Raw genomic sequence first — 26,442 nt, 5'->3', positions numbered from 1 at the left:
GCCCTACCCCTTTTTCCAGTTGAATGACGGGCCGCCCATTTCCACGCCGCCCTTACCGAACAGGGCGAGCTTGCCCTTGGCCTTGAGGCTTATGTCCCCATCGCTCTCCACATCGGCATTACCCTTGACGATCACCGTCAGCTTGGCGTCACCCTCCACCAGCATATCTTTCTTGCTGGACAGGAAGGTTTCCGCCTCGGAGTGGATCACGAACTGGCCGGCTTGTGTCACCTCCACAGCAGAGCCGGAGCCCTTGTGTGTGACCCGGAACCCGCCGACTTTCTCGATCTCCAGCAGCGTCCCATAGAGGGAAATCACCGGGTTGCCGTGGTATTCCGGGGCTGGTGGCTTGGGCTGCTTGTCGGTGCGCTTGTGCTGGTAGGCCTCGCCGCCGGCGAATGCCTCGTGCGGCATGTTGAGCACTCCGCCCGGGGCGTAGAGACATCCACCTGTGATCACCGGCGCCCTGGTATCCCCGCCGACAAACATCACCCACACGTAATCCCCCGGTTCGACTGGTGAAACGCCGCCATTGTTTGCCCTGGTGCCCAGGGGGAGCTTGTACTCCGCCCACGCCAGGGCCTCTGGTGGCAGCCCATCATCCCGGCCCAGGACGCGCACTTGCGCCTTGTAGTGCTGCAGGGGGTGATCGACGCTCTCGACCACTGCCCGCCACTCCCCCCATACGGGATCGCTCATCGTCGTTGTCTCCTGTGACGCCTTACCAATTGCTGGATGCGGAACACCGACAGGGCCACCAGCCCCACCAGCGCCGCCACCAGGTAGTTCTCGCTCTTCCCGTAGGCCAGCGCCGCGCATAGGCTGGCGGCGTAGCAATCAGCAATGGGGCTGGGGATCGTAGCTTTCCACACTCTCAGCATTCCGGTATCCCCACGCTGGCCGCACACCGGTAGTTGTTGGGGGTCTGGATGTGGGAAACCTTGCGGATCGCCTGGATCAGCGGCAGCGACTCATCAATCACTGACTCGGTGCTCATCCGGTTAATGCGAACGCCAACGGTCAGGCCGGCGGCGAAGATGCCGCAGCCACTAAGATCCGCGGTCATGCAGTCAGTGAATCGCCATATGGCCGAATCCAGGGTGTCCAGGCTGGCCACCGGCAGGAATACCCGGGGGCTGCCCTCGTTGAGGGTGCTGATCTGGAAGCCGGCCACGGTGTCCCAGGTCATGTACTGGCGCTTTTCCTCCCGGGCGGCCCGGGCGCTCATGTAGGCCGGTTGGTAGCTGTAAATCGAGTAGCCGTCCGTTCGGGAGGTGTTGCCCTGGTACTCCAGCTTGATCGCCCCATCCTTGGGGGAGCGCTCCAGCAGGGCCTTGTACGGGATGCAATAGACGGTACCCCTGGCCACCCACAGGGCACACCCCAACTCCCTGGCCATCTTGCGAAGCATCAGGGAAGGGACGGAGCCGGCGGGAACGTGGTAAGTCACAGGGGCGGTACTCACCTCTGCAGGGACTTCAAGCCGATAGCCAGGGAACAGGGCGGTTAGGATCTCGGTTGGCGTCTGGCCACCGAAAACCAGCGTCCTGGCCGTTGGCTGCTTGATGTCATACACCCCCTTTTCAATGGCGGTTAGCTGGAGGTGGTCGCCATCCGGTATGGACGAAATGATCGTGAACTTCGAGGCGAAATAGGCCGCCCTGGCGTTACTGCCAGCGTCACCCATGCGAACGTCAATGACAGCGCCCTCCCGCAGGCCGTAATCATCGGCCAGGCTGGAATCGCTATCGTTGAAGCTCATCAGCAGCACCGGGCCGTTGAGCTCGATCTCTTCGCTGTAGGAACCGGATACCAGGTTGTAGATCGGCACGGCCTGGCCGCCGTCGATTTTGACCGACTGAAAGAACGGCTGTTCTGGGGTACTCATGGCAGCACCTCAAACAACGGGTATGGCTCCATCAGGCGGTAGCCCACTTCTTTCGACTCCAGGCCTTCCAGTTCATGCGCCTCGGCGATCACCTCAATGGCAGTCGTCAGGCACAGCAGGCGATCTGTGTCAGCTGGTGGGCTAGCTGGATCCCATGAGACTGTCTTGGTCAGCACATCGGCATCAGCTGGGAACTTCACGCCGGCAAGCTCGCACTCGAAGGAAAACCCCCTTATGTGGTGCCGGAACCGGGCGGCCAGCTGGCGCGTCATGAAATCGAGGGTCGGCACATCCCAGGCGCACACGCCGATGATGTAGGTCAGGCTTTCATGGTGCAGGTTCACCCGGCCCATAGGCTTCTGGGTATCCGTATCGCCCAGCAGCGCCAAGCTTTTCCTTGGGGCGTAGATCTCGCCATCGCTCACCATGGAGCCTGGCTGGCGCGTGAAGAACACGATAGGCATTTCGATAGGGTTGATAGCCTTGCCGTCCAGCTTCTTCGTCACGGCGGCGGAGGCCATCAGATCGCGCAGGAACAGCTTAGGATCGTCCTGGTCGGTCATCTTCACCCAACTGTTGGGCTGGCGGCGGTAGAAGCCCCGCACGGCGTCATATCGCTTGTGCTCCGGCGCCTCGCCACCAGCCATAGCGGACACCAGCAGGTTGCCGAACCCGACATCGACGGCCTTGCAGTCGTTGACCTGGTGGCGCTGTGTTACCTGGGACTGCCATTCAGTCCACGAAAGAAGCTCTTCACTCATCGCTTGCTACCTCGCCGGCGGCGGCCTTGGCCGCTTCTGCCTTGGCCTGCTCCAGATCGCCGCAAGGGATGCACACATGCACGGCTCCCACGGCGGCGGAACCGACTACCTGTGTTGAATGGACGTACCACCAGACCCGGCGCAGATCGCCGCCGGCCAACTCTTCTTCCCACTCAAGGATCGAACCGACCGGCGCCACACCGCAGGACAGCAGGATATTGAGAATCCCGCTTTCACCCATGCCGATACTCTCCCCGCCGTCCCACATGCCGACAAAGGCCGGATCTCCGACCGGGGCCACCATGGCCTTGACCAGTTCGACATGGTTGTAAGTGATTACCTGGTGGTGGCGGTCTACCCTGCCGAACAGGGCGCCATCGTCCTCTTCTTCCTGCTCTTCCCGCTCCGGGGTGATAAGGATGGAATCGAAGGCGTCAGGGTGCGCAGAGACGAACTTCATCCAGTCGCTTCGGATCTGGTCATTGAGCGGCTTGTGCCCGCTGTTTCTGGCTCGGCCAAGTGCCGGGCGCTGTTGTTCTTCACTCATGGCTTGATCAGCTCCTTGAGAATGTCTGAGGGGATGTGGCTGTGTTTTTCGCTGAACGCATCGAACGCCTTGGCTGGGGGCAGACCGGCCAGCTTGAAAGCGTCCTCAAAGGACTGGTACTGCACCCGCACCCTGTCTCTCATCAGCTCCTTGGCCTGTTGCTGCAGTGCCTTGTTCTCGGCCTCGGCCTTGCGTAGCTTGTCGCTGGTGGCCTTGTTGCCCTTCCGGGCCTTCTGCAGCTGGGAGCGCAGTTTCTCGATGTCCTTATCCCCGCCCTTGATCCGCTTGGCCACGTTGGAGAGGCGCTTCTGGTACTTCGCAAAAGCGGCTTTGGCCTTGTCCTGGTCGATGGTCTTTTTCTTGTTCATGGCCAGCTTGCGGGCGTCCGGGCCGGTGAACACTGCAGAGGTATATTTGTCGTCCCCATAGCCATTGCGCCGCGCCTGGCGCCCCATTTCCTGCCCCAGCCGGCTCGACCAGGTAGGCGACTGCAGCATGGTCGCGGCAAGCAGTACGTGCTTGCAGGCGAGGCCTGTCAGGTTCGGGTTGGTGATCTTGGGGTAGGCAAACTCTTTAGGGGGAGACAGGCAGTAGTTGCCCAGGGTCGCCATGTAGCGGTAGCGGTACTGGTGATCGCCACAACTGCAGTTGATAGACATACGGCCGGCGCAGGCCTTGCGAGCTGCAGAGGCATAGCCACGGTCTGAACCGTCAGCGTCCCCCATGCGCTCATCCCACTCTTCAAACCGGACATCGACCTTGTGGTGCTGGTGGTCTGAAATGTCAGAGGCCTTGACCTTGATAGTGGCCACGTTGGCCCGCAGCTTGAGCAATTGGGCCTGGCTCACGCCCCGGCGGTCTTTGGATCGGTTGCTGGCCCGGTCTACCCGAGTTTCTGCCGACTTGGCCACCAGCTCCGAATAAGTGACCCCTGCCAGCCCCGCGCCGCGCTTCTTGTATTGCTTGCGCATCTGGTCAAAGCGCTTGAGGTCATCAACGGTAAACTCGGTGCCGTCCTGCTTCTTCCCGAGCCTCACCAGGTCTTGAACTGATTTCCGGCTCAACTGACCAGGGCGCAGGGTGCGCTTGCCATCCCGGCGTCGCTCGGTGTTGAGCTTCTTGATCTCGTTGAACACCCGGATGAATTGCTTCTCATCGAGCCCGTCCGTCTGGAACCGGCCATTCTCATCTTGGACGAACCCGCCCCGGGATCTGGGTGCCGGCATCAGATACCCCCGCCGTCCGCATAGTGGCGGATCCGCTCACGCACCCATGCCGCCGTGGGGAGGCGCAGCACCACGCCAACTGGCAGCGGCTCGGCCTCGTCCTCTATATCGGCCACCAGCGACACGGCCCAGCGCATTACCGGGTTCCCGTACACGCGATAGGCCACCAGGTCAGGGCGATACTTCTCATCCATGAGTACGTCATGCGCGATTACGTCTGACTGGCCAGGATCGGCCACCAGCGCCAGCACATCGGCATAGAGCATTGACCGGATTACGTCATCTTCTATCTGCATGTCAGACAGCCTGGAAAGGCGCTCGGTCGTGCTCATAGCGTTTCACCGTGCCTGGCCGCCGCCGGGAACTGGCTGGAGCGCTCCAGATCGAGCCCTGCAGTCAGCGCCAGGAACGAGCTGAACGGCCCCCGCTCGCGGGTTTCCACTGGGGTGTCCAGGTGGGCATACATGCGATTCAGGTAGTCGGCCTGCATCGGCCCCTGACACATGGCGCCGTAGATCAGCAAGAGCAGGGCGCGGCTGCCATCCTTGAGGTTTTCCCAGTCGATCTCATAGATGGCCCGACCGTTGTCCCCAATCTTGATGTTCATGATCCCCTTGCTGATAGCGAACCCCTCCCCGCTGCTACCACCTGGATAGGTCAGGCCATTGAGGGCAGACATAGCCCGGTAGCGCTCCATGGCCACAGCCAGGATCGGACGGTCATCGGCGGCCTTGTCATCGAGGCGCAGCTGATAGCCGCCTGCCCCGCGCAGGAGGCCCGTGGGATCTTCAATGAATACGGAAGCCGTCTCCCCGCTGGCGGCCAGCTTGGCCATCAGATTGTTGATGGTTTCACGGATCTTGGGGATGGATGTCGGGAGCGTCTTTTGCTCGATAACGTGGAGGGCGTTGGTGGCCAGGGCCCCCATAATCATGACGGGAGCCCCCCGGGCCATCAGCGTGATGGATATGACATTGGTTGATTTCACGGTCTGACCCTAAAAAAAAGGCGGCCATCAAGTGGCCGCCACATCTAAACGAGAAGGGATCGTTTTACTATCGAGGTTCGAGGGGTAAGCCCAACACAATCCCAATAGGAAATACGGGGACTCCAATCACTCTGGCAACCTCAAGGAGGCCAAAGCGATCTGATTTGAAGATCTCGATGAGATTGTCTCGCCATGCCTCACCGAGAATGATCATGGCTGTAATAATTGACGCCCAAAGCGGCAGCTTTGCTTTCTCAAAATGCTGTTCGTTCTGGGTTGCGGATTCGCTCATTCTTACCTCAATGCGAGTGGTGCCTGCAGCCCGAATCGAACGGGCGACCTACATTACAAGTCAGTTGCTCTACCTACTGAGCTATACAGGCAGGTTGGTATCCGGATGCGACCCCGGAATAATAAGCCGCGCATTCCACCACAATTGAGCGGATACTGGTAGCCCATACAGGTCTCTTTTCACCAGTTGGCTCTTACTGCGCACTCCAGAGCACATTTAGTTGCGTTCTGGCATTTTACTCCGCCAGAGCAGGAGGTTATGGCCCGGGTGCCTCCCGGTGGTGGTTAGGCCAGTGACCAGCCTCCACCCATGTGATCAAACGACACGAGCTGAACACCCCAGAGAGGGATATTTGTCACTGAATACGGCTTACGCTTAGTAGCATTTCCACAACCGTATGAAGGCTGTTCCCAACCCTCATGCGGTTGCCCCCTTATCGCTGCCCAAGAAAGGGGGGGATCTTGTCGTTAGGTGTCTGTCTATAACCCGGCATTCATGGTTTCGTTGGGTTCGCAATCAATAACGTTACCCGTTCGCCTACGCCGACCATGCCACGGAGGCCAGGGCAATCCCTGGCAGTAGTGCTATCGCTTGCTGCAACCATAGCCACCAGCCCCCTCAACCCTTCTCCAGGCTATTCACCCGGTCGGCTATCTGCTGATTTCACAAGGAGGCTGGTGGTTATGCTCCAACGTGGGAGTGCAGTGCGATTTGGAGCGTCACAGGGGGCTCGAACCCCTGTCATCAGCTTGGAAGGCTGAGGTCTTACCGCTAGACGAGTGACGCGGTGCCCCGGCCTGGACAATGGCGAAACCAGACCGGGGAGTTAACAGCGAGCTAACCGTAATAGACGTTACCCCAAGTTGTTAGGATGTTCAAGGAGGGAGGAGAAGTTGAGGAGCAATACCGGCCAGATCGTAGCAGTAGGCCAGCACTTCGGACGGTTGCCCAAACTCGGCCCGCCAGGCGCCAGGCCCGCCGAATGAGCCCTTGGCATGGAAGGGAATCAGGTCAGGGTACTTGGCTCGCACCTCTGGCTCTGCCGGTGTGTCATGGTGCGCTGCGCACAGGGGTAGAACCTTCTTGTGGGCGTCCGGCTTTACTCGGCCATCGGTATGGTGGAGCGAGATCTCGTGATTGGTGCGCCCCCGCATGTAGCAGCACACACAGGGCAGCGCCCCTATGGCATCCATCACCCGGCGCTCGTCGGCAGTCGGTGTTCGGCCCTTCATCCCTTTGCTGCTGGGCTTAGCCACCTGGCGAACTGGCTTAGGCTTGGCGACCTTGGCCGGCTGGTCAGCCTTGGGGTTCAGGGCCTTCTGGCGCTTCTTCTCTATGCTGCGCTCCTGGGCTGCACGGCGTTTCTCAGCCTGTTCCCGCTGGTATTCAGGATCGGCCCGCTGAGCCTTGACCTTGGCAATACGGCGCTCCTGGGCGGCTCTCTCTTTCTCTGCCTGGGCGGCTCGGTATGCCGGTTCCGCCCGCTGCTCAGCTTGTTTTTTACGCTTCTCGGCCTGTTTGGCCTTCATTTGGGCAAAATTCTTTGCATAGGCTAAGGCCATGATTTACGATTCTCCTGCTTCGGCTTAGGGGAAACCCTTCGCTTCTGTAGGGGAGCAATCCCCTACCGGTTGTCGCCGTTTGCTCCGGTTACAACCTTTAAACAGCCCCTCTTCGGAGGGGCTTTTTGATGGGCGCTTACTTGCGACGGCGGTGGGCCTTCGGCTTCGCTTGGGTGCGGGGTGGTGTGGTACGGCGCTTATACGGCTGCACCAAGCCCTTCTCGACTTCCTGACGCGCTACTTCTACGTCTTGCTTGAACGACTCGGGCAGATCTTTGTTCTGGTCATCGCCAGCTGCAGGCACGGAAAACGGCCTCATCGGATCTGGTGCGCCGGCGGCGCCCTCGGCCACCTTCTGAGCGCAGGCGGAATACACCTGGTTCATTGCGCTGTTCATCATCACCTTCATGGCTACCCCTTGCAGCTCACCCAGCATGGCGAACGCTGTATCTTTCTCGGCGGCCTTGGCGATTACGCTACTGACGATCAGCTGGAGTACCGGCGCCCCGTTAACAGTGATCAGGCCAAGTCCATCCATCACTGCGCCGAACTGCTGTTCAACCCCTTCCTCACCCGCCAGATTGATCACCTGGGCAAGGACAGACGCTATGGCATCAACGCCGCCGACAATGCGCGGATCTGTCTGGTGCTCTTGGCACTCGGCCACACGGCCATTGACGCAGTGGTTAACGAAGTTGCCAGCCATGGCGTCACGCAGCATTTCCGCCTGAGAGCGGGCCGGGGCCTGCTGCTCTTCCTCGGCCTGTTCTGCTTGCAGCTCTGCGGCTACGTGCTGTTCGATTTGCTCTTGCTGGTCGGTCATGGTGCTTCTCATTGTTGCTTGTGGATTTCGTTGGTGTCCTCACAGGGGAAGCCGTGGCAGACAATGCCCCGGGCCTCGCTGTAAGGGATGTTGCTGCGCTTACTACGGGCCTTGGCGTGTTGCCAGCCGCAAGTAAACGCGAACGGATTACTCGAGTAGTCGGCGTAATAGAGATCCTGGCCGTTGCGGTGGCCAAGGGCGCCGGCAGCGAACCCGGCGAGAAAGTCGGGGCGCTCGTTAAGCCGGATCTGCAGGTTGTCACCGAGCGCCCCAGGCACGACATCGATCACTTCGATGATCCCGCGCCGTTCGAGCTTGGTCACACCTGGGCAGGCGCTCACGCCTGAATAGGTGTCAGTGTCCGGGCAGTAGGTCACGGAGGCATAGATGCCCTCTGAGGCCTCCATCATGGAGACGAGTACCCGCAGCATGGGGGATGGGATGCTCATAGCGAGGCTTCCAGCTGCAGGGAGGGGGTAGATATGCCCTTGAGCAGGGTGTGATAGTGTGAGCTGGTGGATAGGTCGCCCTCATGCACGGCGATCACCTGGATAGGCTCGCCTGGGACGGCGAACCGGAGCGCGGCGAATGCGAGATCGTCCTGCTTGTCGGCCAAGATGGACAGGCAGCTATACCGGCCGTGCCGGCTATCAACAACGCCTTGGTGCACTGCTGCCGTGCTGCCGGCAACTTGGCGGGCTGTCATATCCGGCATGGTCTGCATGTGGCTTTCCACGCTCTCACGCAGCGCCTTATCGCTGGTGGCCACCAGCACAACAACCTTCATGGCGGTGCAATTCACCTTGTTGCGGATCATCTTGGCCGCCAGGGACGCTGGGAACCGGGCAGGGCCGCTAGGGGCAGTGGTGCCAAGGTTGTATGCGTCGGTGCTTGGAGTAGTCATTGGGTGCTTCCTTCTTCGCTTCTATCCCCTTATTCATCTGAGAGGTGAATAGGGTTACTGTTTCTAAATGGGGAGCCATTTGCTCGATGGCCCGTTCAAACACTGCCTGATCTGCATTGGCCACAAACCGCTTGGCGGCCTCCATCGTCTTGGTAGGGAAGGAGGCCGCCACACTGGCCACCAGCGGGTTATCGAGGTTGACCCGAACAATGACCGCTGGCTCACCTTCATCGACCCTTGCGACCAGCTGGAGCTGATACCCGCGAGCGGTACCTCTGCAGATCATTAATATTACCCGAACTTGTTAGGATGTTTACATCCTAACAGATGTCATTGTTCCGTCGATAGTTTTTGATAGCGCGCAATATATATTGTGGCCGTTAAAAGTATCCACAGAATCGGTGGGTAAGTGGTGTAACAAGCTGGGGGGAATGCCGCCAGCCCTTGTGGTGCCAGGGCTGGCGATTCGCATTTAACATAAGAAAGCGCTATGCGCAGTCAGTCAGGCAGTCTGCCGAACAGCCCAACGACAAACCGGCGGCGCGGCCCTCACCCCGAGTCTGGGGGAAGAACAGTATTACAAAGCGCTGATAGAGGTCAGTGGTGAGCGGATGTCAGGTGACTACCAGCGGCATACAAGCAGGAAGCCATGCTCGGAAGTCAGCACTCGTTGCAATCCAGCGGAAGCCAGAAGGCATGACCATGAGCACGGTGACGCCATCGGGATTAGGTGCTGGATCCCAAAGACCATACGCATTGACTTCGGAGACAAGCTCCTCGTATTGGTTGGTCGTCTCCATCTCGATCACGAGTACGTCGAAGCCCACCTCCTCGATCTCGGTAAGAAGCTGAGGCGGGACGTCGGTTCCAGGGGAAATATAAGCGGCCACCACTCGGCCTCCCAATCTATCGTTTATCAGCTTCTGACGTTCATATGCAGCGTCCACCTGTAGACCGGGGGAGCTGCTGGATATGCTGAGGGCCCCGCCCTCAGTCAGCTCAATCGTCCAGGGCATCGGTGGGTTCGCGCTAAACCGGCCAATAATCGTCTTCGGGGAGCGGAAAGTTTCCATGGTCGCTTGTTGAAAGCCTTGTAACAGTTCGAAGAAGAATGTGGCGATCTGCAAACTGTCCACCAACTGCTGAAATGAGACGACGACCGGCAGACCACCGTTACGCCGCCGCAGTCGCAGACCCTCCGGGTCCAGGATGTAATCGGCGTGAGCCATGCCATTGCGGATATCGTCTCGGAAAGAAATTTCGAACAGGCGAGCCAGGCCTGTCATGCCTATTTCCTTTGCAACCTTCGCTAGGCATCGAAACATAGCATTGGCGTTGGGGCCGATGACGGCACGAGGCTCTTGGCGTACTCGGACGAGGTTTTGAAAAGGCCAAGAGTTGTAGACCTTCAACTGCACGACGCGCATGGTGTTGAGCAGGCCTTCGTACACTCCACCTGCCTCGGCAAGCTGAGCATAAAGGCAGAGCATTTGGCGTAGTTCTGGTTTGGTTAGGGGAGCTCCCTTATTTCCTAACGACTTCAACTCTTCGAACACCTCGTAAGCCGTCTGGACCGTTGACCAGCCTGCGTCCTGCATACCGCGGAACTCGCCTGACAGAGAGGCTGCTGTGTCGATCTCGTTGATCGTCCGCGCATAGGCGAACAAGTAGGTGAGCTGAGTGTTCAGGGCGTGGGCGTAGTCTGTCGACTTCATTTATCAGTAATTCCTTCTGGCCAGATCTTTCTAGTGGCGATCATCCCAGAACTAGGAAATTAAAGCACGTTAAGGGAACACGAAAGCACACCCTTGTAACCGCAAAGGGGCTGGAGTCTATCGCCGCCGGCAACCCGGCCGCAGTCATCAAGGTGGGGATCACCTGGGATGAGAAGCTGACCCAGCAGCAAGCAGCCCAACGCGCAGCGTAATACCCCAAGGCGGAGCAGTGCCCGCCCTACAGAAAACAACCTACTCCCTCGCACAAAAGCCAACACAGAAAGCTCCATATGAGGTAGATTGTTCGGTGTGGCGTTCCCAGGCGCCGCAGTAAAAACCTTTAAATGTCAGATGGATGCGAGGATATTTATATGAGTAGGGGTAATGACGGTGCGGCTTTTCCCATAGTTATTGTGGGGGCTGCGGTACTGATGATTTCACAGGGGTTGAATGTGCCCATTCCGGTGGCCATTGAGGCCCTGCCACATCTTGGGATTTGGGTCGGCGCTGTCATCTTGATGGCGTTCTTGCACCAAGTAGAATCCTGCTGGCCCATTGCGGTAGGTGGCATCCCATGGGCTCTTGCCGCAATCCTGGCCCACAAGTACCAGGGGATGTGGCTTGGTAGCGAGGGTGGCCAGAACACGCTGGCCCTGGTGCTGATTGCTGCCGGGTATCTGTTCAAATGGTGGAGGCAGCCCAGCTACTAAAGGCCACCAGCACAAGCTGATAAAGGGCTGCCTACGGGTGGCCCTTTTCGCCTTATTCATGTGCCGCATTAATAACCAAAACAACCACAAAACAATAAAAATAACTCATATTGTGTTTTTTATATTTGATTGTGACTCATATGGTGTTAGATTTGCTCCATCAAAGGGGCCGGCCTGGCCGCCAAAGTACCGGAGCAACAGAATGAACGCAGACATGAAAGCGGAAATGGAAGCAGCAGCAGAACAGCTACTCGAATCCATCACCACAAGCCGCGCCAAGCTGACAGAGCGCCTGGAGCGCTGGGACATCCTGACCGCCTCCGCCCTGGTCGGTGAGCAATGGGTTGTCTGCACCCCTCGCGCCATGGCCACCTACAAGCTGATCACCATTCGCCAGCTCGGCGACGGCCAAGCGGAGTATGAAAGCCGGCATTGCCACTTGGCAGATGCGCCTCTTTACTCCGAGGAACATGGCCAGAAGGTGCTGGACGTTCAGCGCAGCATTCGCATTGGGCAAGAGTTGGTGCTGATGCACATCCGCGAGGCCATCACCACCAGCCTGGAGGTGCTGGACTCCCAGGAGGTATCAGCAAAGACATTCTTGGCCGAACAAGCCAGGGCGAAACAGGATGAATGATGGCTACTACACCCCATGGGCTGGAGAAGCCCATGGGGTGGCCTATGAATATCCAACAGCTATAACAAATACCCACTAGGAGAGCCCATATGGATAACCAATACACCGAAAAAATGACCAGGATTTCACTGGCAATTAAGTCCCTAAAGGCCGACAAGGAAGCGGTTATAGAAATGACCAAGTTGCCAGATGAGCAGCACCTTTTCTTCCTGTGCCATCACACCCTTCATAACTTTGCGTATGACTTCAAGGATTCGCGGGAAACCCAGCCTGGGTTAGTGCCAATACATCGAGCTTTCAGGTTCACAAAGGAAGAGGGGCAGAAGGCCCTTGAACAGTTGTCTCACATGGCTGAACAGCCAAGGCTGACCCCATTCCTGCAAGCAATAGAGCAGGCACTACTCCATATCAACGAAATGATTAAGACAGCTGAGATAGAGCTCAGTGGTGGGATACCGCAGGCGGGTGCATCCAAGGTTCATTGAACCAATATCAGTCCTAGCTAATGTAGAGAAACAAGAGCGTCAGATGCAGCACTCCACACAATCCCCCGAATACCTGCAGACAGTCTACCTGGCCCAGCAGCAAGGCCTGAGCTTTGACAAGGCCAAGAGCCTGGCAGACGCCGGGATCGACATGAACGACCAGGGGGCGGTTCGCCGTCACCTGCAGGCCTACACCCTGCCCCAGCCAATGACAGCGGCTCAAGCGGCCAAAGCCGCAGGCCTCCCCGGGCTGAACTGGTGCGCCGCCATGATCGGCGAGTCGCGCACCGACCAGCTGACCAGGTGGTTTAGAAGCCGCCCCGATTACTTCCGGGTGATCCTGGCCGGGTGTGCCGCTATCAAGGCCGAAATGGACGCCAAGATCCCAGCCGGCCAGGTAGCAGTCAGAAACTACGCCCTGAGCCATGGGATGACCCAGGCCGAACTGGATGCCTTTGGTGGAGTAGTTGCCATCACCAAGCCTCTCATGCTCCCAGAAGGCGATGTGGTGCGCCTGTACGACTACCGGATCTGGGAATACTACTACCGGGTGGAGGATGGAATCGTGGGCCTCCTGCTCGCCCCCAGCACCGCAGCGCACAAGAAGCAGATCGAAGCCCTGCAGTGCCTCGGCAAGACTAAGGCCCACCAGCGGCAAATAGACATCGAGAAGGGGCTGGCATGACCCCTGTCCGGGCTATCCATCGGTAACGCTATGCCAATCCAGTGACACAAGCGGCCGCCCACCAGGGCGGCCCTTCTCATTTCTGGCAGTTGTGCGCCGGAAACAGACGTTCCAAGCTCATAATGCAACCTTGTTCAGCTATCGTTGGCCTCATTTGACGTATCATTAGCCCTCCCAGCACGGAGGTATTCAATGAGAAATGTGGCAAGGAAAGGCGACCCCACAAGCACTGGCGGCGCGATCCAAGACGGGGACAGCAGCTGGCTCAGCGAGGGTTCTCCGACCACCTATATCGGGATGATAGCGACCTGCCCAGCTTGTAAAGTAGGACAGGGCCCTATCGTCGCCGTCGGCCCGCGATCCATCATCGGCCCGGGCGGGCCAGTAGCGCTGCAGGGCGATTATGTGGCCTGCGGCTGCCCGCCAATGAGCAACACCATCCTCCCCGCCCAGGGGACGACTGTTGGCGACAACAAAGGGCCCCGGGCTAAAGCAGCCAGCGCCCCGGCAGAACCACCAACACCAGCACCTACCAGTTCGCCGGCGACCCCTCTTGTCCCGTTGGTTGACCCCGCGGAACACCGGATCGGCATCTTCTTCGATGGCACCCAGAACAACAGGAACAACAGCGAGCTCAGGGAGCAGTGCGAAGAGGCAAGCCTCCCGGCATGCAAATCCATAGAGAAGCTGATAGGCACCGGATCCTCATTCGACGGCGGCCCCACCAACGTTGCCAGGCTGCGCCAAGCCTATGCCGGATCAGCAATCTACATCGAGGGGATCGGCACCAACGCCGGCAAGGCTGACTCGAATCTCGACATGGCTTTCGGTACCGGCGCAACTGGCGTCATAGCCAGGTCAGAGGAAGGCCTGGCCAAGATCAGCGCCATGATCGCCGGCCTCCCCTCCGGCCCGGTGGCGGTGGATGTTTTCGGCTTTAGCCGGGGTGCTGCCGCAGCGCGACACTTCGTGAACATCCTCCTTGAATCCAACCAGGGGCGCGAGGTGCGCGTCGCATTCGTCGGCCTCTTCGATACCGTGGCAGCAATAGGCCCGAACACCACCGACGACAACAACGGAGCAGTTCGCCTCTACATCGCCCCTTGGGCAGCGGAGAAGGTTATCCAGCTGGCAGCCCAAAACGAGTATCGTGACAACTTTGCCCTTAATTCAGTGCGGCCAGACCACACTGAGATAAAGCTCTTTGGTACCCATAGTGACATTGGTGGCGGGTATGTCGCAGGTGAGGAGAAGACACCGATCATGCGCCCCTATGATGCCGTCCTGAAATTTGGTGACGACGTAGCCTATAAGCGATTTCAGGCAGCGGCCAATGCTCGGCTACAAGAGGCGGGGGAGCACTATATCGAGTATGTGAAAGACCGCAGCCAGATCAAACCGGTGATTCAAAAGTTTGCTGTAGTTTCCAAGACCGACAGCCCAATGGTGGGGCATGTTGCCAATGCGATAATGACCAGAATGGTTAAGCCAGAACTGCAGCTGCTCTCCGGGCACCTGATGCAGCACATCGCACAAGAAAGTGGGGTTCCCATTAACCCTATTGCTGAACCAGTACCGGGAGAACTGGCATTCCTATACAGCAAATACCTTGATATGCAGGGTGGTGCTGAGATTTCCTTGTCCGAGGAACAAAGAAAGCTACTGATGACCGAGTATGTCCACTGCTCTGACAACTGGAACCCGGTAGTAAACCTCCTGTATGTGAACGCCCCCGCACCAGGGCGGGTTCGTCGCGTCTACCAGCAATCACCAGGGAAGTAACCCCATGAAGCGCATAGCGATCACCATAGCCCTCTCCCTTACGCTTGCCGCGTGTGGCGATGCCCAGGAGGAGAAAAAACCACGCACACCGCCAGAGAAACAGGTGATCAGTGAGCCCGCGCATGGGCTTGGCGTCCTTTTTGGCAAGCCAGACCCCAACTACACACCACCTGGCACAATAGTTGATAGCCCGGACTTTAAACTGACGATTCCAGAGAAACGCTGGGAAAAGATCACTCTCAACAAATATGGGGAAGTAGTGCCCAATGAGGATGAGCCAAGCGGGGCGGTAGGTGTAGATAAATGAGAGCTCGCGGGACTATCGCACTCACGGCGCCGACCAACACTTACCCCCTTCAAGGCACCCAGCCATGGTGCAACCAGCAATAACGAGAAGGACAGCACGGAATAGGACGGATACCAGTGACGCCAGGCCGTCCAGCTGCAATGATGAGCCACATACCAACAAGGAGGCGCCACAATGCCCTTTACTGCGATCACCCTTGAGGCTGCCTTGGCCATTAAACCGGCCGAGCTGTCTGGCGTCATAGACGGGATACCGGTTAACCCGACCAATCCACCAGCCAGGAACAAGGCGAACGAGCACCGATCTGCAGAGGAACTTATGCTGTGGTGGCGCCAGCCGTACCTGGAGTGGAACAAGAACGGGCACTGGGAGGTTAGATGCCTCGATGGCGGAGCCTGGGATCGCCCCACGCTCATAGGCGATCACAAGAAGCTCGCCGGCGCCTTGGATGTGGCCAAGCAACCAACTCGGGGTTATGCCATAACCGATCTGCAAGCCCGTGAGAACGGCGAGGCCCTAATGAGATTACTGGGGATGGAGTAAACAAGGGCGCCACATAGGCGCCCTTCCTCTTGCACCAAAAAATAAACTTACGCATGAGATTGACTTATTACGCATAAGACCGTAATTTCATGCTCAATTGGTTTATTTAATGGTCAGTCGAGGGGTGTGTAAAATGGCATTTAGAGCGAACGATGAGCTTCAGCGCGGAACAGAACGAGCTATCCGCTACCTCACTCCATCAGATGGAACCCCGGCACAGAGGGCGGAAGCCAGAGCGCTGGTACTCAAACTGATCGAAGAATACGGGCCTGTGGTGGACTCATACCCCGCTTGGCACCCGATGGTTGATCTGCCAAACAAGCACGTGGGCATACGTGATTGGGTACGTACAACACCATGTGAAGACATCGGCTATCACGGGCTTGACCATACGATCTATCTTGCAGGTGCCATCATCACCTGCCCTTATGGCCACGCCACCCAGACGGTTCTGGACGCCGCCGCGACCCTTAGCCACCCTGACGGGTACTTTGAGGTAGAAGAAATAAAAACCCCCCTCTACAACCTAAGTGCCACACCGATTTTGATCCGCTTTGAGTGGCTTTGCGGCCTAGACCCAAGCAGGCCGATCCCCTCCTCTGTAGCCATCCCCAAGATGCTGCTAAAGGAGCTCCCTCACTGGTCAACCGCACAGTGCCCGGAGACTTGGGAAGATATGAAGGACTACCTTATGGGCTCCCCGGCCGGCAGCAGGTCATCCCTGTTCGTCACCCAGGAGACAGGCCAAGCAATGAAGACGATTTGGAACACCCTAATAAAAAACGGGGTATTCACCCCGCCGCTGAATTGAAAAAGGGCACCATAATGGCACCCTTTATCATTCAGCTGAATTCCACATAGGACAAAGCCCGCGTGTAGCGGGCTTTGGCCTCAATTTACAAGGTATGTCCGTTTCCAGAAAACCCTGTGTCTATGCGGGCAGTATAGGTGCATCGATGATTGTTAACAAGGTCTTTTATGAAGAGTCACTTAAATCAGCTGCGATTGAACGCAGTTGAGCAATTTTTTCATTCGAAAAACGAAACTGATCTGTTGGGATGCTACGTCTGGACACAAGCCGTTGCAGCCGGCCTTCTGCCCATTCTCGGCGACTTTGAAGTAACCCTTCGTAATGCGCTGCATCGCTCGCTCTCCATGCACTACAGCCAAGGGCAATTCGACTCTTTCGACTGGATGATGCGGCGCCATAACCCGATTCCGAACCACCCACACCCTTTAATGCGCGCACATCACAACATGAGCCCTGGTAGCCAGAAAAACATTCTCGACATAGTGAACAAGAAAACTACACCAACACCTGATGATGTGGTCGCAGCGCTATCGTTCGGTTTCTGGGAAAAAATCATCGCAAGCCTTGATTACCGTGCTCACCGTAAGAAACACCCGACTTTACAGGAAGACATTCTATCTGGGGCAATACCACACGCCCCGCAGTCTCCAGGGTTCACATTTGGCGATCCTGACTTTAAGAATCAGGTTGTAGCGCTTCTAAACAGAGTCCGAGATATTCGTAATCGCGTGGGCCATCATGATGCAATCTGGAAGACGCCTGAGTTTGATGACTTAGGAGTGATTGGGTTTATCCCTCGCGAACCACGCCACACAATCATCTCTATCAACAAAGCCATAGAGAAGATAGCCGGGATGGCAGGATGGATTGATCCGAGCATACCTGTCTATATGCGTCAAACCAGGCATTGGACGGCCCTAAAGTCGTTGCTCACCCGCCAGACGCTTGCCACGTATAGGTTGCATGGTGGCTGCAAATCTCTACATCTTGAAAGCCCCGGGAAAATGAGGCGTTCTAAGCCAGAGAATGCCGAGAAGATTATGAGCAGGATCAAGCAGCGCAAGCTACACAGTTACCATTTCTAACCGAAGGGCGCCAGTTTGGCGCCCTTCCTGTCTCCTGGTGGTGGCTTTTATACCCTGCCAGCCCGGCGAACAGCCATCGCCCCCTCACTGGCGAGGATATCGCGGCAGTAGCGCAGCACCATCGCCTCACTACCCCAACGGCCGGCCTGCATGATCTGCAAGATAGTGCACCCGGACGCTGCCATATCCTGAGCCGCACCAACTCGAGCGCTGTGACCCGTCCATACCGCCAACCCCATAACGGATAGCCCCAGGGCCCCATGAGCCTTGGCAAAGATCCGCTCTATCGTCTTGACGCTCAAAGGGGCACCGCGCTTGAGGGCGGTCTGGTGGCGGCCGAACCCGCCGAACAGGGCCGCCTCACTCTTGTGGTCATACTCCCGGCCGGCCAGCTGCAGGTACTCCATGATCAGGGATACCGCCTGGCGGGATAGGGCTATCTTGTCCGGTTCCCCGCTGTGGTTCGTCTTCGTGATCGGTACAGTCAGGACGCCGGCGCCGTCCGGCTGAATGGCAAGGTGCTTCATCTTGATCCGGCTCACCTCGACGGCCCGGAGCAATGTCTCATAGGCCAAGGTCAGCAGCGCGAGATCCCGGCGCTCGATGACTTGCTGGCTACCACGCCAGAGATCCACAAGCTGATCCAGGTAACACTCCCGCATCGGGCTCGCCTGTTCGATCTCTTCCTCGTCGGCCACTTTCTGCCTAACGATGGCCGCCAGGGTATCACTCACCCTAGGATCACCTGACGGATCAGGGCAGCCGGCGGCCTTGTGCATCCGGCCAATGGCCCACCGATCAGAGGCAAGTGAATTACGATGAACGGTCACCGCCCTATGTGAGAGATAACGATTCACTGTTTCTGTTTTCGCCGGCACCGAGTTAAGGGAATTTTCATCACACCACCTGACGAACATCCCCCAAGAACAGGTCAGCCGGCGGAGGGTGTTTTTGGAATAGCGGCCGCTGGTGGCCATAAAGTCATTCACAAACCGAGCCATGGTTTCCCGCACCTCGGGAGCCGTGTCGATGTCCAGCCCCCGAATCCGAGCCAGGCGGATCAGCTCGGCCAGGTCGGAGGGGTTCATGGCGTCAAAATCTATACCAGAAATGGGGGCAGCAGGAAGAAAGGAGGAATTGCCGCCGAAAAGGGTCAGATCGTGCATTTGTTGTTCCGTTTGGGCTTCTGGAGTCGATTGGAATTATACCCCATAAATCGGCCTTAATGTCGAATAACTGTAATTATCAGACATTAATAACAACGGATTCAAAGCGACCCATCAGCCTCACTTGTTGCGCGACTGATCAGACATTGATCAATTCAATCTCGAGAGCAACTGTCAGATCCTGCAATAGACTTTCTTGTAATGGGGACAATTGAGAACCGCCAAAATAGGCCGGGGCGAAGCATTGTATTCGGCGCGGTTTCAATGAATTTTATTAATTATTCATCAATAAGAGCATTGTATAAAGCGGGCACCAAATGCGCTTTTGTTGTCCGTTTCTTGTGATATTATCCGGGGCTGAATTTGATACAGGGGATAGACGATGTTTGGCGAACTGGCTAATTACAACAGCACTCCCGGCGCTAATAACCTCAGCGAGGCGCCGCCTTTCGCGCTTCCGGTGGATATTGACAACCTGATTGACGCTTGCGATACATATTTGCCGATTGATGTGTGGATGGCCTACCTTCTTACACTTCCATTGGATACCACCAAGGAAGAGATACGCCGGATACAGCCCCTCTTTATCGAAGCGGTTGCGGAGTATATGGGGGTAGATGAATGACCAGAATTTCATTTTTCAGACTACTTGGGTGGACTTCATCAGGCGGCCTGGTAGGCACGGGGCTGCTGGTGGCCGGCTTGCCGCCTGTCGCTGTCGCATTGGTGATCGCTGGTGTCGGTCTGTTCGCGGCGACTTACCAGGCTACCGGTGTTACTGCCACCAGTGCTGCAGCAATCATCGCCTTATCTCCTGGTATCATGACAGCTTTGCCTATCTGGGCCGCCATATCCATCGCCACGGTAATCTATCTCTTCATTCTCGATCTAGCCCTGCGACTCAAGTGAGATCGCGATAGAGTTACCGGCGGGCCGCATTTGCGGCCTGTTTTTTACATCCTAACAGCTTGACGAGGGCCCGTTTTTAGGTGTTACTAGCAACGCAAACGCATCGGGTAACACAACAGATTTTTGGAGGGATGTATGGCCAGTAACGGGCTCAAAGAATATCACCAATTCATTCAGTTTAGGGGTGAGCTAATTGAAAGCCTCATGGATATTTCCATTGCGCATGAGGTTCGTTTCTTGGAGGCGTTTGGAGCAATAGAAAGCATTGATGAAATAAAGAATAAAATTAAGTCCAGAAAAATAGTTAAGTCTCTACTAGAGAGAGGTGTAGCCACCGAAGAATGGATTGAAAAACTTGCACTAAATATTCAAGTAAGACAAATAAGAAAAGAGAAGTCAGTTCAAAAGGTGCGGCCCGTTGCTGTCATAACTACCGATGAACAATATATACACTTCAAGAAACAAATTGATATTTGGGAAAAGTCCGTTAGAAAGCTAAATAATATTGACCCTGATACTTACCCACTCAATGCCACTGTGTTTAACCCTATGCCTTGCATCATTTCCAGCGCAAGGAAGATAACCATTGCCAACAACAAAGCAACAGCCGTGCGCACCATCAAGAAATCCGTCTTGCTGCGCCGGTACAAGAGCTACATCGCCTCTATGCAGGGCAAGGGTGACACCATACCGGCCTCCGTCCTGGCTCGCCTCAAGGCCGAAATGGCCGCTATGGAGGTTGATGGCGAAACAGAATATGTGTCAAGGAACGACAAGAACAACGAGACATCGCTAAGCATCTATCCAATTATTGGCGCTCAGGAAAGAAAGCGGGTGCCCATTGCCGGGGTCATTATTGACAACCGCTTTAACGATTTGGAAATAAGCCCCGCCAAAAAACTGGCCGAACGGGGGGACACTTTTCAGGCCTTACAGATTCGAGAGGTTCCATGCTCTCTACCACTGGTGGGCGGGCGGCTCTACCCTAAGCGAGCCGTGGAGAAGGCAAAACAGATTGCGAGAGAGTCTAAGCTACCTATTAGTAGCTAATGAAACCATTAATTGCCGGGCAATTAAACATCCTCTGCAACTAGATCTTTTGCCCAGCCAGATACGGCTTCATGCTCTTCGCGCATATCGTTCGTTATCATGGCAGAAGCCGGAATATAATCCGCCAGGAAGTGGAAGCAGTAGGTATCCCATCTATCAGGCGAGGGCAGGCCAAGGTCTGCTCTCATCTTGTCTTTTGGCATCATCACCCACTGGCCTTGTTCGTTCAGCCTGCAGGGAATGCGGGCCGCCTGGTCGAGGGTCTTTTCGTGGGCATCGAGGCGCATACGGCCACCTACTACAGCATCCCGGGCCATGATGTTGGCAAAGGCCCGCTTGTTCAGGAACCGGCTCTTATCCTCCTTGCTGAAACAGGGAATACCCCAGCGAATCCGGGTTACGTTCATCCCCCCCTCTTCGGCTATGGTAGCCGTGTCGCTCCCCACGCCGTCCCCATCTATCGCCACCACCAGGTTAGGGTATTTGTCGGTCGGGTACTCGGCCACCAGCAACCGCCCCAGGTTCACCGGGTCGATTGTGCCAGCCCACTCTTTGAGGCTATGCGGCACCACACGCCGCTCGTAGCGCTCTCCCGATACCCTGGCCAGGTTCGCAACCGAACTATCCCGACCGTTCCCAACGTCCACCGTGAGCACCCAGCCCCAGCCCTTAGCCAGCTTAGGCTTGGCCTTGGTGCTTCGCTCGCATTGGTCGCGGGACAACAGGTTGCCGGCCACCTCTTTCGGAAACTCCCCGCGCACCTTGATCAGGTACTCCGGCGCGTCACGGCTACCGCCATACTCCCGCAACTTGGTCAGGATAAACTGGACAGTTACCAGGGGCGACTCTTCCGAGTTGAGCTTGATCGCCGTGTACCCCAACTTATCGTCAGGGCCGCGCTTCTTGAGCTTGTGGTGCGTGTCGTAGAAGTAGCCCTGGTTCTTCGTTGGCTGAGACAACAACAAGATCCGGTTATCCGTCTCTGTCAGTGCCCCTGTCATCACGCCAAAGGCCTTGTCCGATACACCGGACGCCTCATCCACGATGTAGAACAGGTGCGCGGCGTGTTCGCCGGCGAGGGATTCTTCATTACCTATCCGGCAGCCCTTGGGGCTCACGAACCAGACGCCTTTACTGGCCCGCTCGAAGAAGGTGGTTTCGGTCAGGATGAAATACTGCTCTATCCAGGGGTGGCGCTTGCACATCTCCCGGTAGTTGATTTTCAGGTACTTCCAGATCACCTGCTGCACCTGGGCGATCTTGTTCGCTACCACCACCACACGGGCACCAGGGAAGCAGAGCATGTAAATCAGGATCATGATGGAGGTCATGTCTGACTTGCCCGTACCGTGGCCAGACGAGGCAGAAGTCTTGGCGCCTGTCTGCTGGGCCGACTCCAGTATCAAGCACTGCTGCCAGGTAGGCAGCTTGCCGAACAGCTCGACAGAGGCTTTTATCCAGTCATAGCGATACTTGGCCACTAGGGCCGGATAGCGCGGGTCTTTGGTGATTGTCTTGATGCGCCCCATTACGGCCATTCCTCCCGCACTTCTTCAAGAGGTGTCAGGGGATCGCTGTCATCGTCGTCGTAATCACTCCCCGCATGAACTGGCGCCTCGTCATCTGGCAGCGGGTTGAAGTCATCCTCATCTACCAGGTCGCCGTGCTGGTGCGCCACCTCGGCAGCCAGGGCCGCCGCCACCTCTTCCCGGCGTGTCGGCAACCAGCTCCCCATGAGCTCCTTCTGGGCGGCCATGTAGGCCCGGGACTGCGCTTCAAGCTCTTCGTCGGAGATACCGCCGTCCGTGTCGGTGATCGGCTCGATGAATCCAACCTCCCGGGCAACCTCCATCTTGAGCGAGTCAGTCATGCTCAAGCCCTGTATCTCCAACCGCTGCGCCGTCTCCAGGGCGCTCCATCCATGCACCAAGCGCTCCTGCAGTATCTTGGCCGTCTTACCCTGCTGCTCCAGGCTCTCCTTCTTCTCCTGTTCGGCCCATCGCTGGCGCCAAAGAGCAGCCTTGCGTGTCCCCATGAACCGCTCCAGCTCGGCCAGGCGCTGCGCCGGAGCTGTCTCGGCCTGCATGATGGCCATCTCCAGCGGCATTTCTGTCTCGGTTCCCGGGTAGCACCAGGGTTGCCGCTTCTCGTAGTCGGCAATGGCCCGCTTACGGGCGGCATCCTTGTCGCGGAGCAGTAGGAGATAGCGCCCGCCAGCCAAGAGCAGATCACCATCGCCCATGACCAGGGAGAGCGAAGCCCCCAGGGTTTCCTGATCCATGTTCGTGTACGAAACGAAGCCGCCGGTGTGATCCTGCGCGGTCAGCGGCTCGAAAAAAGCGATCCCATTTCGGCCTTCGACTATCGAGGCGCTGTCGGGATCGCTCGCGTGAACCGCCCCCTCCCCAGCAGCCTTGCCACCTTTTTTGTAACGCCCTGATTTAATGGTTTTTTTTGGCTTACCGTCAGACTGAGCGGATCGCTCGGTGCGATCCCGTGAGTTGTCGACCAAGCGAAGTTTTGGATCGTTTTTCGCGGGATCGCGGGTGGTTTTGCGGGGTTTTGGATCGCTTTTAGGATCGCTTTGGGAGGTAGGCTTGGGATCGCTGGTAGCAGGTGCGGGATCGCCCTTCATGAACTTCCTGGCGGTATTGGGGTTGAGCCCCGCCTCGCGGGCGTAGGCCGCCACGGAATACCCAGGGAATTCCTCTTGCCGGCGCCGTTTATGTGCCTCCCAGTCAATTTTTGCCATTCTCTCCGACCCAAACATCCTAACAAATCGCGGTGATAATACTTTATTGCGCCACAAGTATCGATCTAATGGCCTTCTGGGGGGTTGGTAGATCATTCAATGATCAGCCGGGATGCCTCTTTCGGGTGTTGGCGCCAAATTTGTCTATTTTTGGCCTAATTTGGGCCCAATAGAGCCATTTCGGCCTTGAATTGCCAACGACAGAGGATAGAATGGGGCCATTGCGCAATTCGCGTAATGACCCCTACAGGAGCAAGAAGCATGAATAAGCCAGTGGTTAAGCAGGCCAAGCAAGTTGAAGCGGAACAAGTAGAGCAAGCGCCGTACATTCACGTTGTCGCCCTGGACGATGGCTCGGGCAATATCGCCGTGGCCTATGAGAACGAGGCCGGGGAATACAAAGAGCACACCCAGCCGTCTCTCATTGAGCGAGGCGTTGGCGCAGCCTTCGGCCAAAAGGGTGTTAATGCCTGGGGCGCGGACAACGAGCGCTACACCGTCAAGGCCTATACCACCAAACCTATCTCTACCCTGGAGCCTGACTACCAGGTATCAGCCGCCTCCCGGGTGCTGGTGAACGACGCTTTCTCTCGCGCCGGCCTGGGCGGCCAATACTGCTCTATTGGCGCCACCCTTCCCGTTGACCAGTATTATTTGCCGGCCGGCACCGGTGACGACCCCCGCAACTGGGATCGCATCAAAGCGAAAGAGGACAACCTCAAGAAGGCAGTCCAAAGCCTGAACGGCTCCAGCATCCCACCGACCATCCTCCATGTCTCTGTGTTCCCAGAAGCCATCCCGGCTTACATCTACTGCGCCTATGCAGAGCGCCCGGACGAAGATCGTGAAGCCATCGGCGAGTACCCAGAACGCCACAAGACTCTGGTTGTTGACTTGGGCGAGTTCACCAACGACCTGGCGATACTGGCAACTGGTAATGAAGTTGTGGCCTACGCCACCCATGAGCATGGCGTACACCGCATGGTTGAGCACTTCCGCACCCTGCTGATCCGAGACGCTTTCAACCTCGGCTTGTTCGATGTCGCAGCCATGCCAACTGCAGACTTGAAGGTGGCCATTGAGCGCGGCTACATCGGTTCTGATTTGGAAACCAAGGCCGCTGTTGCTGCCCGCATCGACATTACCAGCCAAGTCCTTGAGGCCGCCGACGAGCTGAACCGCCTGGTTCTGGAAGATATTCGAGCCCTGACTCGCGGCCAACTGTCCACTCTCACCCGGGTTGTCTTTGTTGGTGGTGGCGCCAACCATCTACGCGAACACGCCAAGCGCTGGCACCATGCCGTAGACATCCCCCTGAATCCTGAATCCGCTATCGTGCGCGGGGTGTACCTGCTACTCACCCAGGAACGCGACAGCATGATCGCTGCCGCCCTGGAACAGCTGGAGGTCGCCGCCAATGACCAATAAGCCGCCAAAAAAGATATACGCCAAGTACGCCGTTGAGTCAGAAGGCCGGGATGTTCACGGGCGCTTTGCCACTGCCTACAACGAAGCCAGCAAGGGCAAGCAGGGGCTGCTGGCTCAGTGTGTCGCCGGCGGCTGGCTGCTGCGCGAGTGCGGCTTACTGACGCTGACCACCGAGATTTGCGAATCAGAAGAGTACCTGGCGGCAACCTCCGCCATCCAGCGCCGTGAAATCTTGCTCGGCGAGCTGCTCAAGCTATCAGGCATTAGCAGGGACGCCCCTGTTATGCCTCTGGCGGCCTCGAGGGCGACTTACGCACCCACCCCCACGCCAGAACCGCAAGGCGAGCACACGGAGCCACTCAGCGAAGAGGAAGAAGAGGGCGCTCAACTCGGGGCCGAAGAGCAACCCCCAGCCCTCCGCCGGGGCCCGGTAATGCGCACCCAGGGGACGCCATTGCCGCAACTGGGGGCAACCACCACCCCTGCAGCCAAGAAGTAACCCACCCGGCCCGGCTGCGAGGCCGGGTTAATTCAGAAGCGAACAGAAGCGAAGCAGCAAATGGAAGTAATCCAGAAAGCGTTGGGAAAGAGCAGATCCCAGCGCTTCAAAGACAGCCAGAGGGCCCTGGGGAATAAGCAGCTGGCCGTATGGGCCACACCGGGGGCCATGGAGGCGTGGGAAAGGGTCAAGCGCCTATCCCGGGACGCCGACAACAACCAGGTACTATCGAACATTGCCAAAGTCATCAGCACCATGGACGACATGGAGATCATCGAACGGCTATCAAGGCAAGTCCCGTAAACAAGAAAGGCGCCATCAAGGCGCCTTTTTCACGTCCACCAGCTATTTTGATAAAATCTGTTTGTGCTAGCTTGATTGTGTGCGCCGAACATCGAAAGATAGGGCCGACCACCACAACAGAGGAAACGGTTATGGGCAAACTGATTGATGCAGGCCGCGAGGTAATGGGCACCTGCCGGGAAGCGAAAGAAAACCACGACTTTGACGATCTGGTGAAGAAGTATGACCTTCACACTGCCGAGAAGCTGATTGAGCCGCAACTTAAAGCGGCGGGGGTGAGCCTTGAGAAGTTTCGCACCTACAAGGAAGTGAAGGTAGTTATCCAGAATGGTGCGCTGGACGTTTCTGCCGCCCACGATGAGGCCAAGAAGGCCGCAACCACAGCTCTGGCCAATGAAGGCTTACTGCCTGCCTAACAAAAAGCCCGGCAGGGACCGGGCTAATCTCTCAACTCTTCAAGTCCGGGCAGGCCCGGGCAATTACCAGCGGCGCCGCGCTCCTTACTTATCCCCTTTCTCCTTCGCCGTGTAGACCCAGTACCCCTTGGCGTATGGGGTTACGTTATCCAGTTCGGCCTTCACTCC

At 57.2% G+C, this 26,442-nt stretch carries 33 protein-coding genes and 2 tRNA genes; 17 read left to right on the top strand and 18 right to left on the bottom strand.

Features of this window, described 5'->3' with window-relative positions:
• Window positions 1–3: 3 nt before the first annotated feature.
• From AC1P02_RS22470 to AC1P02_RS22405, 14 genes are all read right to left on the bottom strand, one after another.
• A complete protein-coding gene (locus AC1P02_RS22470; RefSeq protein ID WP_485185585.1) occupies window positions 4–699 on the bottom strand; it encodes a phage baseplate assembly protein V in 696 nt (231 codons plus the stop codon).
• A gap of 175 nt (window positions 700–874) precedes the next feature.
• Window positions 875–1,888, bottom strand: coding sequence for a hypothetical protein (locus AC1P02_RS22465; protein ID WP_485185583.1), 1,014 nt, complete (start codon window positions 1,886–1,888; stop codon window positions 875–877).
• Entirely contained in the window at window positions 1,885–2,649 is a 765-nt protein-coding gene (locus tag AC1P02_RS22460) for a hypothetical protein (RefSeq protein ID WP_485185581.1), read from the bottom strand. Before AC1P02_RS22460 ends, AC1P02_RS22465 begins: the two co-directional genes overlap by 4 nt.
• Window positions 2,642–3,196, bottom strand: coding sequence for a hypothetical protein (locus AC1P02_RS22455; RefSeq protein ID WP_485185579.1), 555 nt, complete (start codon window positions 3,194–3,196; stop codon window positions 2,642–2,644). The genes AC1P02_RS22460 and AC1P02_RS22455 overlap by 8 nt, the downstream gene beginning before the upstream one ends.
• Window positions 3,193–4,422 (bottom strand): coiled-coil domain-containing protein, encoded by a 1,230-nt coding sequence (locus AC1P02_RS22450; RefSeq protein ID WP_485185577.1) that lies wholly within the window; start codon window positions 4,420–4,422, stop codon window positions 3,193–3,195. The genes AC1P02_RS22455 and AC1P02_RS22450 overlap by 4 nt, the downstream gene beginning before the upstream one ends.
• Window positions 4,422–4,754, bottom strand: coding sequence for a hypothetical protein (locus AC1P02_RS22445; protein WP_485185576.1), 333 nt, complete (start codon window positions 4,752–4,754; stop codon window positions 4,422–4,424). Before AC1P02_RS22445 ends, AC1P02_RS22450 begins: the two co-directional genes overlap by 1 nt.
• Window positions 4,751–5,410: a hypothetical protein gene (locus AC1P02_RS22440; RefSeq protein ID WP_485185574.1), complete on the bottom strand. Its 660-nt coding sequence runs from the start codon at window positions 5,408–5,410 to the stop codon at window positions 4,751–4,753. The genes AC1P02_RS22445 and AC1P02_RS22440 overlap by 4 nt, the downstream gene beginning before the upstream one ends.
• Window positions 5,411–5,477: 67 nt before the next feature.
• Window positions 5,478–5,702, bottom strand: a complete 225-nt coding sequence (locus AC1P02_RS22435) for a hypothetical protein (protein WP_485185572.1) — start codon at window positions 5,700–5,702, stop codon at window positions 5,478–5,480.
• Between the two features lie 17 nt (window positions 5,703–5,719).
• Window positions 5,720–5,793: transfer RNA gene (locus AC1P02_RS22430), tRNA-Thr, on the bottom strand.
• 621 nt (window positions 5,794–6,414) lie between these two features.
• Window positions 6,415–6,488: transfer RNA gene (locus tag AC1P02_RS22425), tRNA-Gly, on the bottom strand.
• 89 nt (window positions 6,489–6,577) lie between these two features.
• Window positions 6,578–7,231 (bottom strand): Ref family recombination enhancement nuclease, encoded by a 654-nt coding sequence (locus AC1P02_RS22420; RefSeq protein ID WP_485185570.1) that lies wholly within the window; start codon window positions 7,229–7,231, stop codon window positions 6,578–6,580.
• Between the two features lie 169 nt (window positions 7,232–7,400).
• Window positions 7,401–8,087, bottom strand: a complete 687-nt coding sequence (locus AC1P02_RS22415) for a hypothetical protein (protein ID WP_485185568.1) — start codon at window positions 8,085–8,087, stop codon at window positions 7,401–7,403.
• A gap of 8 nt (window positions 8,088–8,095) precedes the next feature.
• Window positions 8,096–8,536 (bottom strand): hypothetical protein, encoded by a 441-nt coding sequence (locus AC1P02_RS22410; protein WP_485185566.1) that lies wholly within the window; start codon window positions 8,534–8,536, stop codon window positions 8,096–8,098.
• Complete coding sequence (locus AC1P02_RS22405; protein WP_485185564.1) at window positions 8,533–8,991, bottom strand: hypothetical protein; 459 nt, start codon at window positions 8,989–8,991, stop codon at window positions 8,533–8,535. The genes AC1P02_RS22410 and AC1P02_RS22405 overlap by 4 nt, the downstream gene beginning before the upstream one ends.
• A 67-nt stretch (window positions 8,992–9,058) precedes the next feature.
• On the opposite strand from AC1P02_RS22405, the gene AC1P02_RS22400 reads away from it, so the two are divergent.
• Complete coding sequence (locus AC1P02_RS22400) at window positions 9,059–9,280, top strand: hypothetical protein (RefSeq protein WP_485185562.1); 222 nt, start codon at window positions 9,059–9,061, stop codon at window positions 9,278–9,280.
• Between the two features lie 325 nt (window positions 9,281–9,605).
• Here the strand turns inward: AC1P02_RS22400 and AC1P02_RS22395 are convergent, their stop codons facing one another.
• Entirely contained in the window at window positions 9,606–10,706 is a 1,101-nt protein-coding gene (locus AC1P02_RS22395; RefSeq protein WP_485185560.1) for a hypothetical protein, read from the bottom strand.
• A 371-nt stretch (window positions 10,707–11,077) separates the two neighbouring features.
• Here AC1P02_RS22395 and AC1P02_RS22390 point away from each other — a divergent pair, with 371 nt between their 5' ends.
• The 9 genes from AC1P02_RS22390 to AC1P02_RS22350 all read left to right on the top strand — a co-directional run bounded on the left by AC1P02_RS22390 (window position 11,078) and on the right by AC1P02_RS22350 (window position 17,751).
• Window positions 11,078–11,416 carry a hypothetical protein gene (locus AC1P02_RS22390; RefSeq protein WP_485185558.1) on the top strand — a complete coding sequence of 113 codons (339 nt, stop codon included), beginning with the start codon at window positions 11,078–11,080 and terminating at the stop codon, window positions 11,414–11,416.
• A 214-nt stretch (window positions 11,417–11,630) separates the two neighbouring features.
• Window positions 11,631–12,053, top strand: coding sequence for a hypothetical protein (locus AC1P02_RS22385; RefSeq protein WP_485185556.1), 423 nt, complete (start codon window positions 11,631–11,633; stop codon window positions 12,051–12,053).
• Between the two features lie 89 nt (window positions 12,054–12,142).
• Window positions 12,143–12,538 (top strand): hypothetical protein, encoded by a 396-nt coding sequence (locus AC1P02_RS22380; RefSeq protein ID WP_485185555.1) that lies wholly within the window; start codon window positions 12,143–12,145, stop codon window positions 12,536–12,538.
• A 43-nt stretch (window positions 12,539–12,581) separates the two neighbouring features.
• Complete coding sequence (locus tag AC1P02_RS22375) at window positions 12,582–13,223, top strand: hypothetical protein (RefSeq protein ID WP_485185553.1); 642 nt, start codon at window positions 12,582–12,584, stop codon at window positions 13,221–13,223.
• Window positions 13,224–13,415: 192 nt separating this feature from the next.
• Window positions 13,416–15,005, top strand: a complete 1,590-nt coding sequence (locus AC1P02_RS22370; RefSeq protein WP_485185551.1) for a PAAR domain-containing protein — start codon at window positions 13,416–13,418, stop codon at window positions 15,003–15,005.
• A gap of 4 nt (window positions 15,006–15,009) precedes the next feature.
• Window positions 15,010–15,312 (top strand): hypothetical protein, encoded by a 303-nt coding sequence (locus AC1P02_RS22365; protein WP_485185549.1) that lies wholly within the window; start codon window positions 15,010–15,012, stop codon window positions 15,310–15,312.
• 174 nt (window positions 15,313–15,486) lie between these two features.
• Complete coding sequence (locus tag AC1P02_RS22360; protein WP_485185547.1) at window positions 15,487–15,855, top strand: hypothetical protein; 369 nt, start codon at window positions 15,487–15,489, stop codon at window positions 15,853–15,855.
• A gap of 133 nt (window positions 15,856–15,988) precedes the next feature.
• On the top strand, window positions 15,989–16,666 hold the full coding sequence (locus AC1P02_RS22355; RefSeq protein WP_485185546.1) for a hypothetical protein: 678 nt from the start codon (window positions 15,989–15,991) through the stop codon (window positions 16,664–16,666).
• A 167-nt stretch (window positions 16,667–16,833) separates the two neighbouring features.
• A complete protein-coding gene (locus tag AC1P02_RS22350) occupies window positions 16,834–17,751 on the top strand; it encodes a hypothetical protein (protein ID WP_485185544.1) in 918 nt (305 codons plus the stop codon).
• Window positions 17,752–17,798: 47 nt separating this feature from the next.
• On the opposite strand, the gene AC1P02_RS22345 is transcribed toward AC1P02_RS22350, so the two are convergent.
• Window positions 17,799–18,917 carry a tyrosine-type recombinase/integrase gene (locus tag AC1P02_RS22345; RefSeq protein ID WP_485185542.1) on the bottom strand — a complete coding sequence of 373 codons (1,119 nt, stop codon included), beginning with the start codon at window positions 18,915–18,917 and terminating at the stop codon, window positions 17,799–17,801.
• A gap of 382 nt (window positions 18,918–19,299) precedes the next feature.
• On the opposite strand from AC1P02_RS22345, the gene AC1P02_RS22340 reads away from it, so the two are divergent.
• The 3 genes from AC1P02_RS22340 to AC1P02_RS22330 all read left to right on the top strand — a co-directional run bounded on the left by AC1P02_RS22340 (window position 19,300) and on the right by AC1P02_RS22330 (window position 20,876).
• Entirely contained in the window at window positions 19,300–19,542 is a 243-nt protein-coding gene (locus AC1P02_RS22340; protein WP_485185540.1) for a hypothetical protein, read from the top strand.
• Window positions 19,539–19,826 (top strand): hypothetical protein, encoded by a 288-nt coding sequence (locus tag AC1P02_RS22335; RefSeq protein ID WP_485185538.1) that lies wholly within the window; start codon window positions 19,539–19,541, stop codon window positions 19,824–19,826. Before AC1P02_RS22340 ends, AC1P02_RS22335 begins: the two co-directional genes overlap by 4 nt.
• A 135-nt stretch (window positions 19,827–19,961) precedes the next feature.
• Window positions 19,962–20,876: a hypothetical protein gene (locus tag AC1P02_RS22330; RefSeq protein WP_485185536.1), complete on the top strand. Its 915-nt coding sequence runs from the start codon at window positions 19,962–19,964 to the stop codon at window positions 20,874–20,876.
• 23 nt (window positions 20,877–20,899) lie between these two features.
• Here the strand turns inward: AC1P02_RS22330 and AC1P02_RS22325 are convergent, their stop codons facing one another.
• The gene (locus AC1P02_RS22325; protein ID WP_485185720.1) at window positions 20,900–22,405 is read right to left on the bottom strand and encodes a hypothetical protein; all 1,506 of its coding nucleotides are present in this window, start codon (window positions 22,403–22,405) and stop codon (window positions 20,900–20,902) included.
• On the bottom strand, window positions 22,405–23,628 hold the full coding sequence (locus tag AC1P02_RS22320; RefSeq protein ID WP_485185718.1) for a hypothetical protein: 1,224 nt from the start codon (window positions 23,626–23,628) through the stop codon (window positions 22,405–22,407). Before AC1P02_RS22320 ends, AC1P02_RS22325 begins: the two co-directional genes overlap by 1 nt.
• 261 nt (window positions 23,629–23,889) lie before the next feature.
• On the opposite strand from AC1P02_RS22320, the gene parM reads away from it, so the two are divergent.
• The 4 genes from parM (at window position 23,890) to AC1P02_RS22300 (ending at window position 26,274) form a co-directional block, all read left to right on the top strand.
• Window positions 23,890–25,056, top strand: coding sequence for a plasmid segregation protein ParM domain-containing protein (parM, locus tag AC1P02_RS22315; RefSeq protein WP_485185717.1), 1,167 nt, complete (start codon window positions 23,890–23,892; stop codon window positions 25,054–25,056).
• Complete coding sequence (locus AC1P02_RS22310; protein WP_485185715.1) at window positions 25,046–25,555, top strand: hypothetical protein; 510 nt, start codon at window positions 25,046–25,048, stop codon at window positions 25,553–25,555. Before parM ends, AC1P02_RS22310 begins: the two co-directional genes overlap by 11 nt.
• Before the next feature lie 60 nt (window positions 25,556–25,615).
• Window positions 25,616–25,858 carry a hypothetical protein gene (locus tag AC1P02_RS22305; protein ID WP_485185713.1) on the top strand — a complete coding sequence of 81 codons (243 nt, stop codon included), beginning with the start codon at window positions 25,616–25,618 and terminating at the stop codon, window positions 25,856–25,858.
• A 131-nt stretch (window positions 25,859–25,989) separates the two neighbouring features.
• On the top strand, window positions 25,990–26,274 hold the full coding sequence (locus AC1P02_RS22300) for a hypothetical protein (RefSeq protein WP_485185711.1): 285 nt from the start codon (window positions 25,990–25,992) through the stop codon (window positions 26,272–26,274).
• Window positions 26,275–26,442 lie beyond the last annotated feature (168 nt).

This window comes from Aeromonas sp. TS_SC_11 (genome assembly GCF_057318915.1).
Note: the sequence above shows the minus strand (reverse complement) of the source record. Positions and strands in the feature narration are given on the sequence as shown.

Excerpts from the sequence above, each read along its gene's own strand:
- AC1P02_RS22300 (WP_485185711.1), top strand. The coding sequence starts at position 25,990 with ATGGGCAAACTGATTGATGCAGGCCGCGAGGTAATGGGCACCTGCCGG.
- AC1P02_RS22460 (WP_485185581.1), bottom strand. The coding sequence starts at position 2,649 with ATGAGTGAAGAGCTTCTTTCGTGGACTGAATGGCAGTCCCAGGTAACA.
- AC1P02_RS22405 (WP_485185564.1), bottom strand. The coding sequence starts at position 8,991 with ATGACTACTCCAAGCACCGACGCATACAACCTTGGCACCACTGCCCCT.
- AC1P02_RS22375 (WP_485185553.1), top strand. The coding sequence starts at position 12,582 with ATGCAGCACTCCACACAATCCCCCGAATACCTGCAGACAGTCTACCTG.
- AC1P02_RS22395 (WP_485185560.1), bottom strand. The coding sequence starts at position 10,706 with ATGAAGTCGACAGACTACGCCCACGCCCTGAACACTCAGCTCACCTAC.
- AC1P02_RS22445 (WP_485185576.1), bottom strand. The coding sequence starts at position 4,754 with ATGAGCACGACCGAGCGCCTTTCCAGGCTGTCTGACATGCAGATAGAA.
- AC1P02_RS22455 (WP_485185579.1), bottom strand. The coding sequence starts at position 3,196 with ATGAGTGAAGAACAACAGCGCCCGGCACTTGGCCGAGCCAGAAACAGC.
- AC1P02_RS22345 (WP_485185542.1), bottom strand. The coding sequence starts at position 18,917 with ATGCACGATCTGACCCTTTTCGGCGGCAATTCCTCCTTTCTTCCTGCT.
- AC1P02_RS22355 (WP_485185546.1), top strand. The coding sequence starts at position 15,989 with ATGGCATTTAGAGCGAACGATGAGCTTCAGCGCGGAACAGAACGAGCT.
- AC1P02_RS22450 (WP_485185577.1), bottom strand. The coding sequence starts at position 4,422 with ATGCCGGCACCCAGATCCCGGGGCGGGTTCGTCCAAGATGAGAATGGC.
- AC1P02_RS22465 (WP_485185583.1), bottom strand. The coding sequence starts at position 1,888 with ATGAGTACCCCAGAACAGCCGTTCTTTCAGTCGGTCAAAATCGACGGC.
- AC1P02_RS22385 (WP_485185556.1), top strand. The coding sequence starts at position 11,631 with ATGAAAGCGGAAATGGAAGCAGCAGCAGAACAGCTACTCGAATCCATC.
- AC1P02_RS22370 (WP_485185551.1), top strand. The coding sequence starts at position 13,416 with ATGAGAAATGTGGCAAGGAAAGGCGACCCCACAAGCACTGGCGGCGCG.
- parM (WP_485185717.1), top strand. The coding sequence starts at position 23,890 with ATGAATAAGCCAGTGGTTAAGCAGGCCAAGCAAGTTGAAGCGGAACAA.
- AC1P02_RS22305 (WP_485185713.1), top strand. The coding sequence starts at position 25,616 with ATGGAAGTAATCCAGAAAGCGTTGGGAAAGAGCAGATCCCAGCGCTTC.
- AC1P02_RS22330 (WP_485185536.1), top strand. The coding sequence starts at position 19,962 with ATGGCCAGTAACGGGCTCAAAGAATATCACCAATTCATTCAGTTTAGG.
- AC1P02_RS22435 (WP_485185572.1), bottom strand. The coding sequence starts at position 5,702 with ATGAGCGAATCCGCAACCCAGAACGAACAGCATTTTGAGAAAGCAAAG.
- AC1P02_RS22320 (WP_485185718.1), bottom strand. The coding sequence starts at position 23,628 with ATGGCAAAAATTGACTGGGAGGCACATAAACGGCGCCGGCAAGAGGAA.
- AC1P02_RS22335 (WP_485185538.1), top strand. The coding sequence starts at position 19,539 with ATGACCAGAATTTCATTTTTCAGACTACTTGGGTGGACTTCATCAGGC.
- AC1P02_RS22400 (WP_485185562.1), top strand. The coding sequence starts at position 9,059 with ATGGGGAGCCATTTGCTCGATGGCCCGTTCAAACACTGCCTGATCTGC.
- AC1P02_RS22310 (WP_485185715.1), top strand. The coding sequence starts at position 25,046 with ATGACCAATAAGCCGCCAAAAAAGATATACGCCAAGTACGCCGTTGAG.
- AC1P02_RS22365 (WP_485185549.1), top strand. The coding sequence starts at position 15,010 with ATGAAGCGCATAGCGATCACCATAGCCCTCTCCCTTACGCTTGCCGCG.
- AC1P02_RS22325 (WP_485185720.1), bottom strand. The coding sequence starts at position 22,405 with ATGGGGCGCATCAAGACAATCACCAAAGACCCGCGCTATCCGGCCCTA.
- AC1P02_RS22420 (WP_485185570.1), bottom strand. The coding sequence starts at position 7,231 with ATGAAGGCCAAACAGGCCGAGAAGCGTAAAAAACAAGCTGAGCAGCGG.
- AC1P02_RS22380 (WP_485185555.1), top strand. The coding sequence starts at position 12,143 with ATGGATAACCAATACACCGAAAAAATGACCAGGATTTCACTGGCAATT.
- AC1P02_RS22360 (WP_485185547.1), top strand. The coding sequence starts at position 15,487 with ATGCCCTTTACTGCGATCACCCTTGAGGCTGCCTTGGCCATTAAACCG.
- AC1P02_RS22390 (WP_485185558.1), top strand. The coding sequence starts at position 11,078 with ATGAGTAGGGGTAATGACGGTGCGGCTTTTCCCATAGTTATTGTGGGG.
- AC1P02_RS22350 (WP_485185544.1), top strand. The coding sequence starts at position 16,834 with ATGAAGAGTCACTTAAATCAGCTGCGATTGAACGCAGTTGAGCAATTT.
- AC1P02_RS22470 (WP_485185585.1), bottom strand. The coding sequence starts at position 699 with ATGAGCGATCCCGTATGGGGGGAGTGGCGGGCAGTGGTCGAGAGCGTC.
- AC1P02_RS22340 (WP_485185540.1), top strand. The coding sequence starts at position 19,300 with ATGTTTGGCGAACTGGCTAATTACAACAGCACTCCCGGCGCTAATAAC.
- AC1P02_RS22410 (WP_485185566.1), bottom strand. The coding sequence starts at position 8,536 with ATGAGCATCCCATCCCCCATGCTGCGGGTACTCGTCTCCATGATGGAG.
- AC1P02_RS22415 (WP_485185568.1), bottom strand. The coding sequence starts at position 8,087 with ATGACCGACCAGCAAGAGCAAATCGAACAGCACGTAGCCGCAGAGCTG.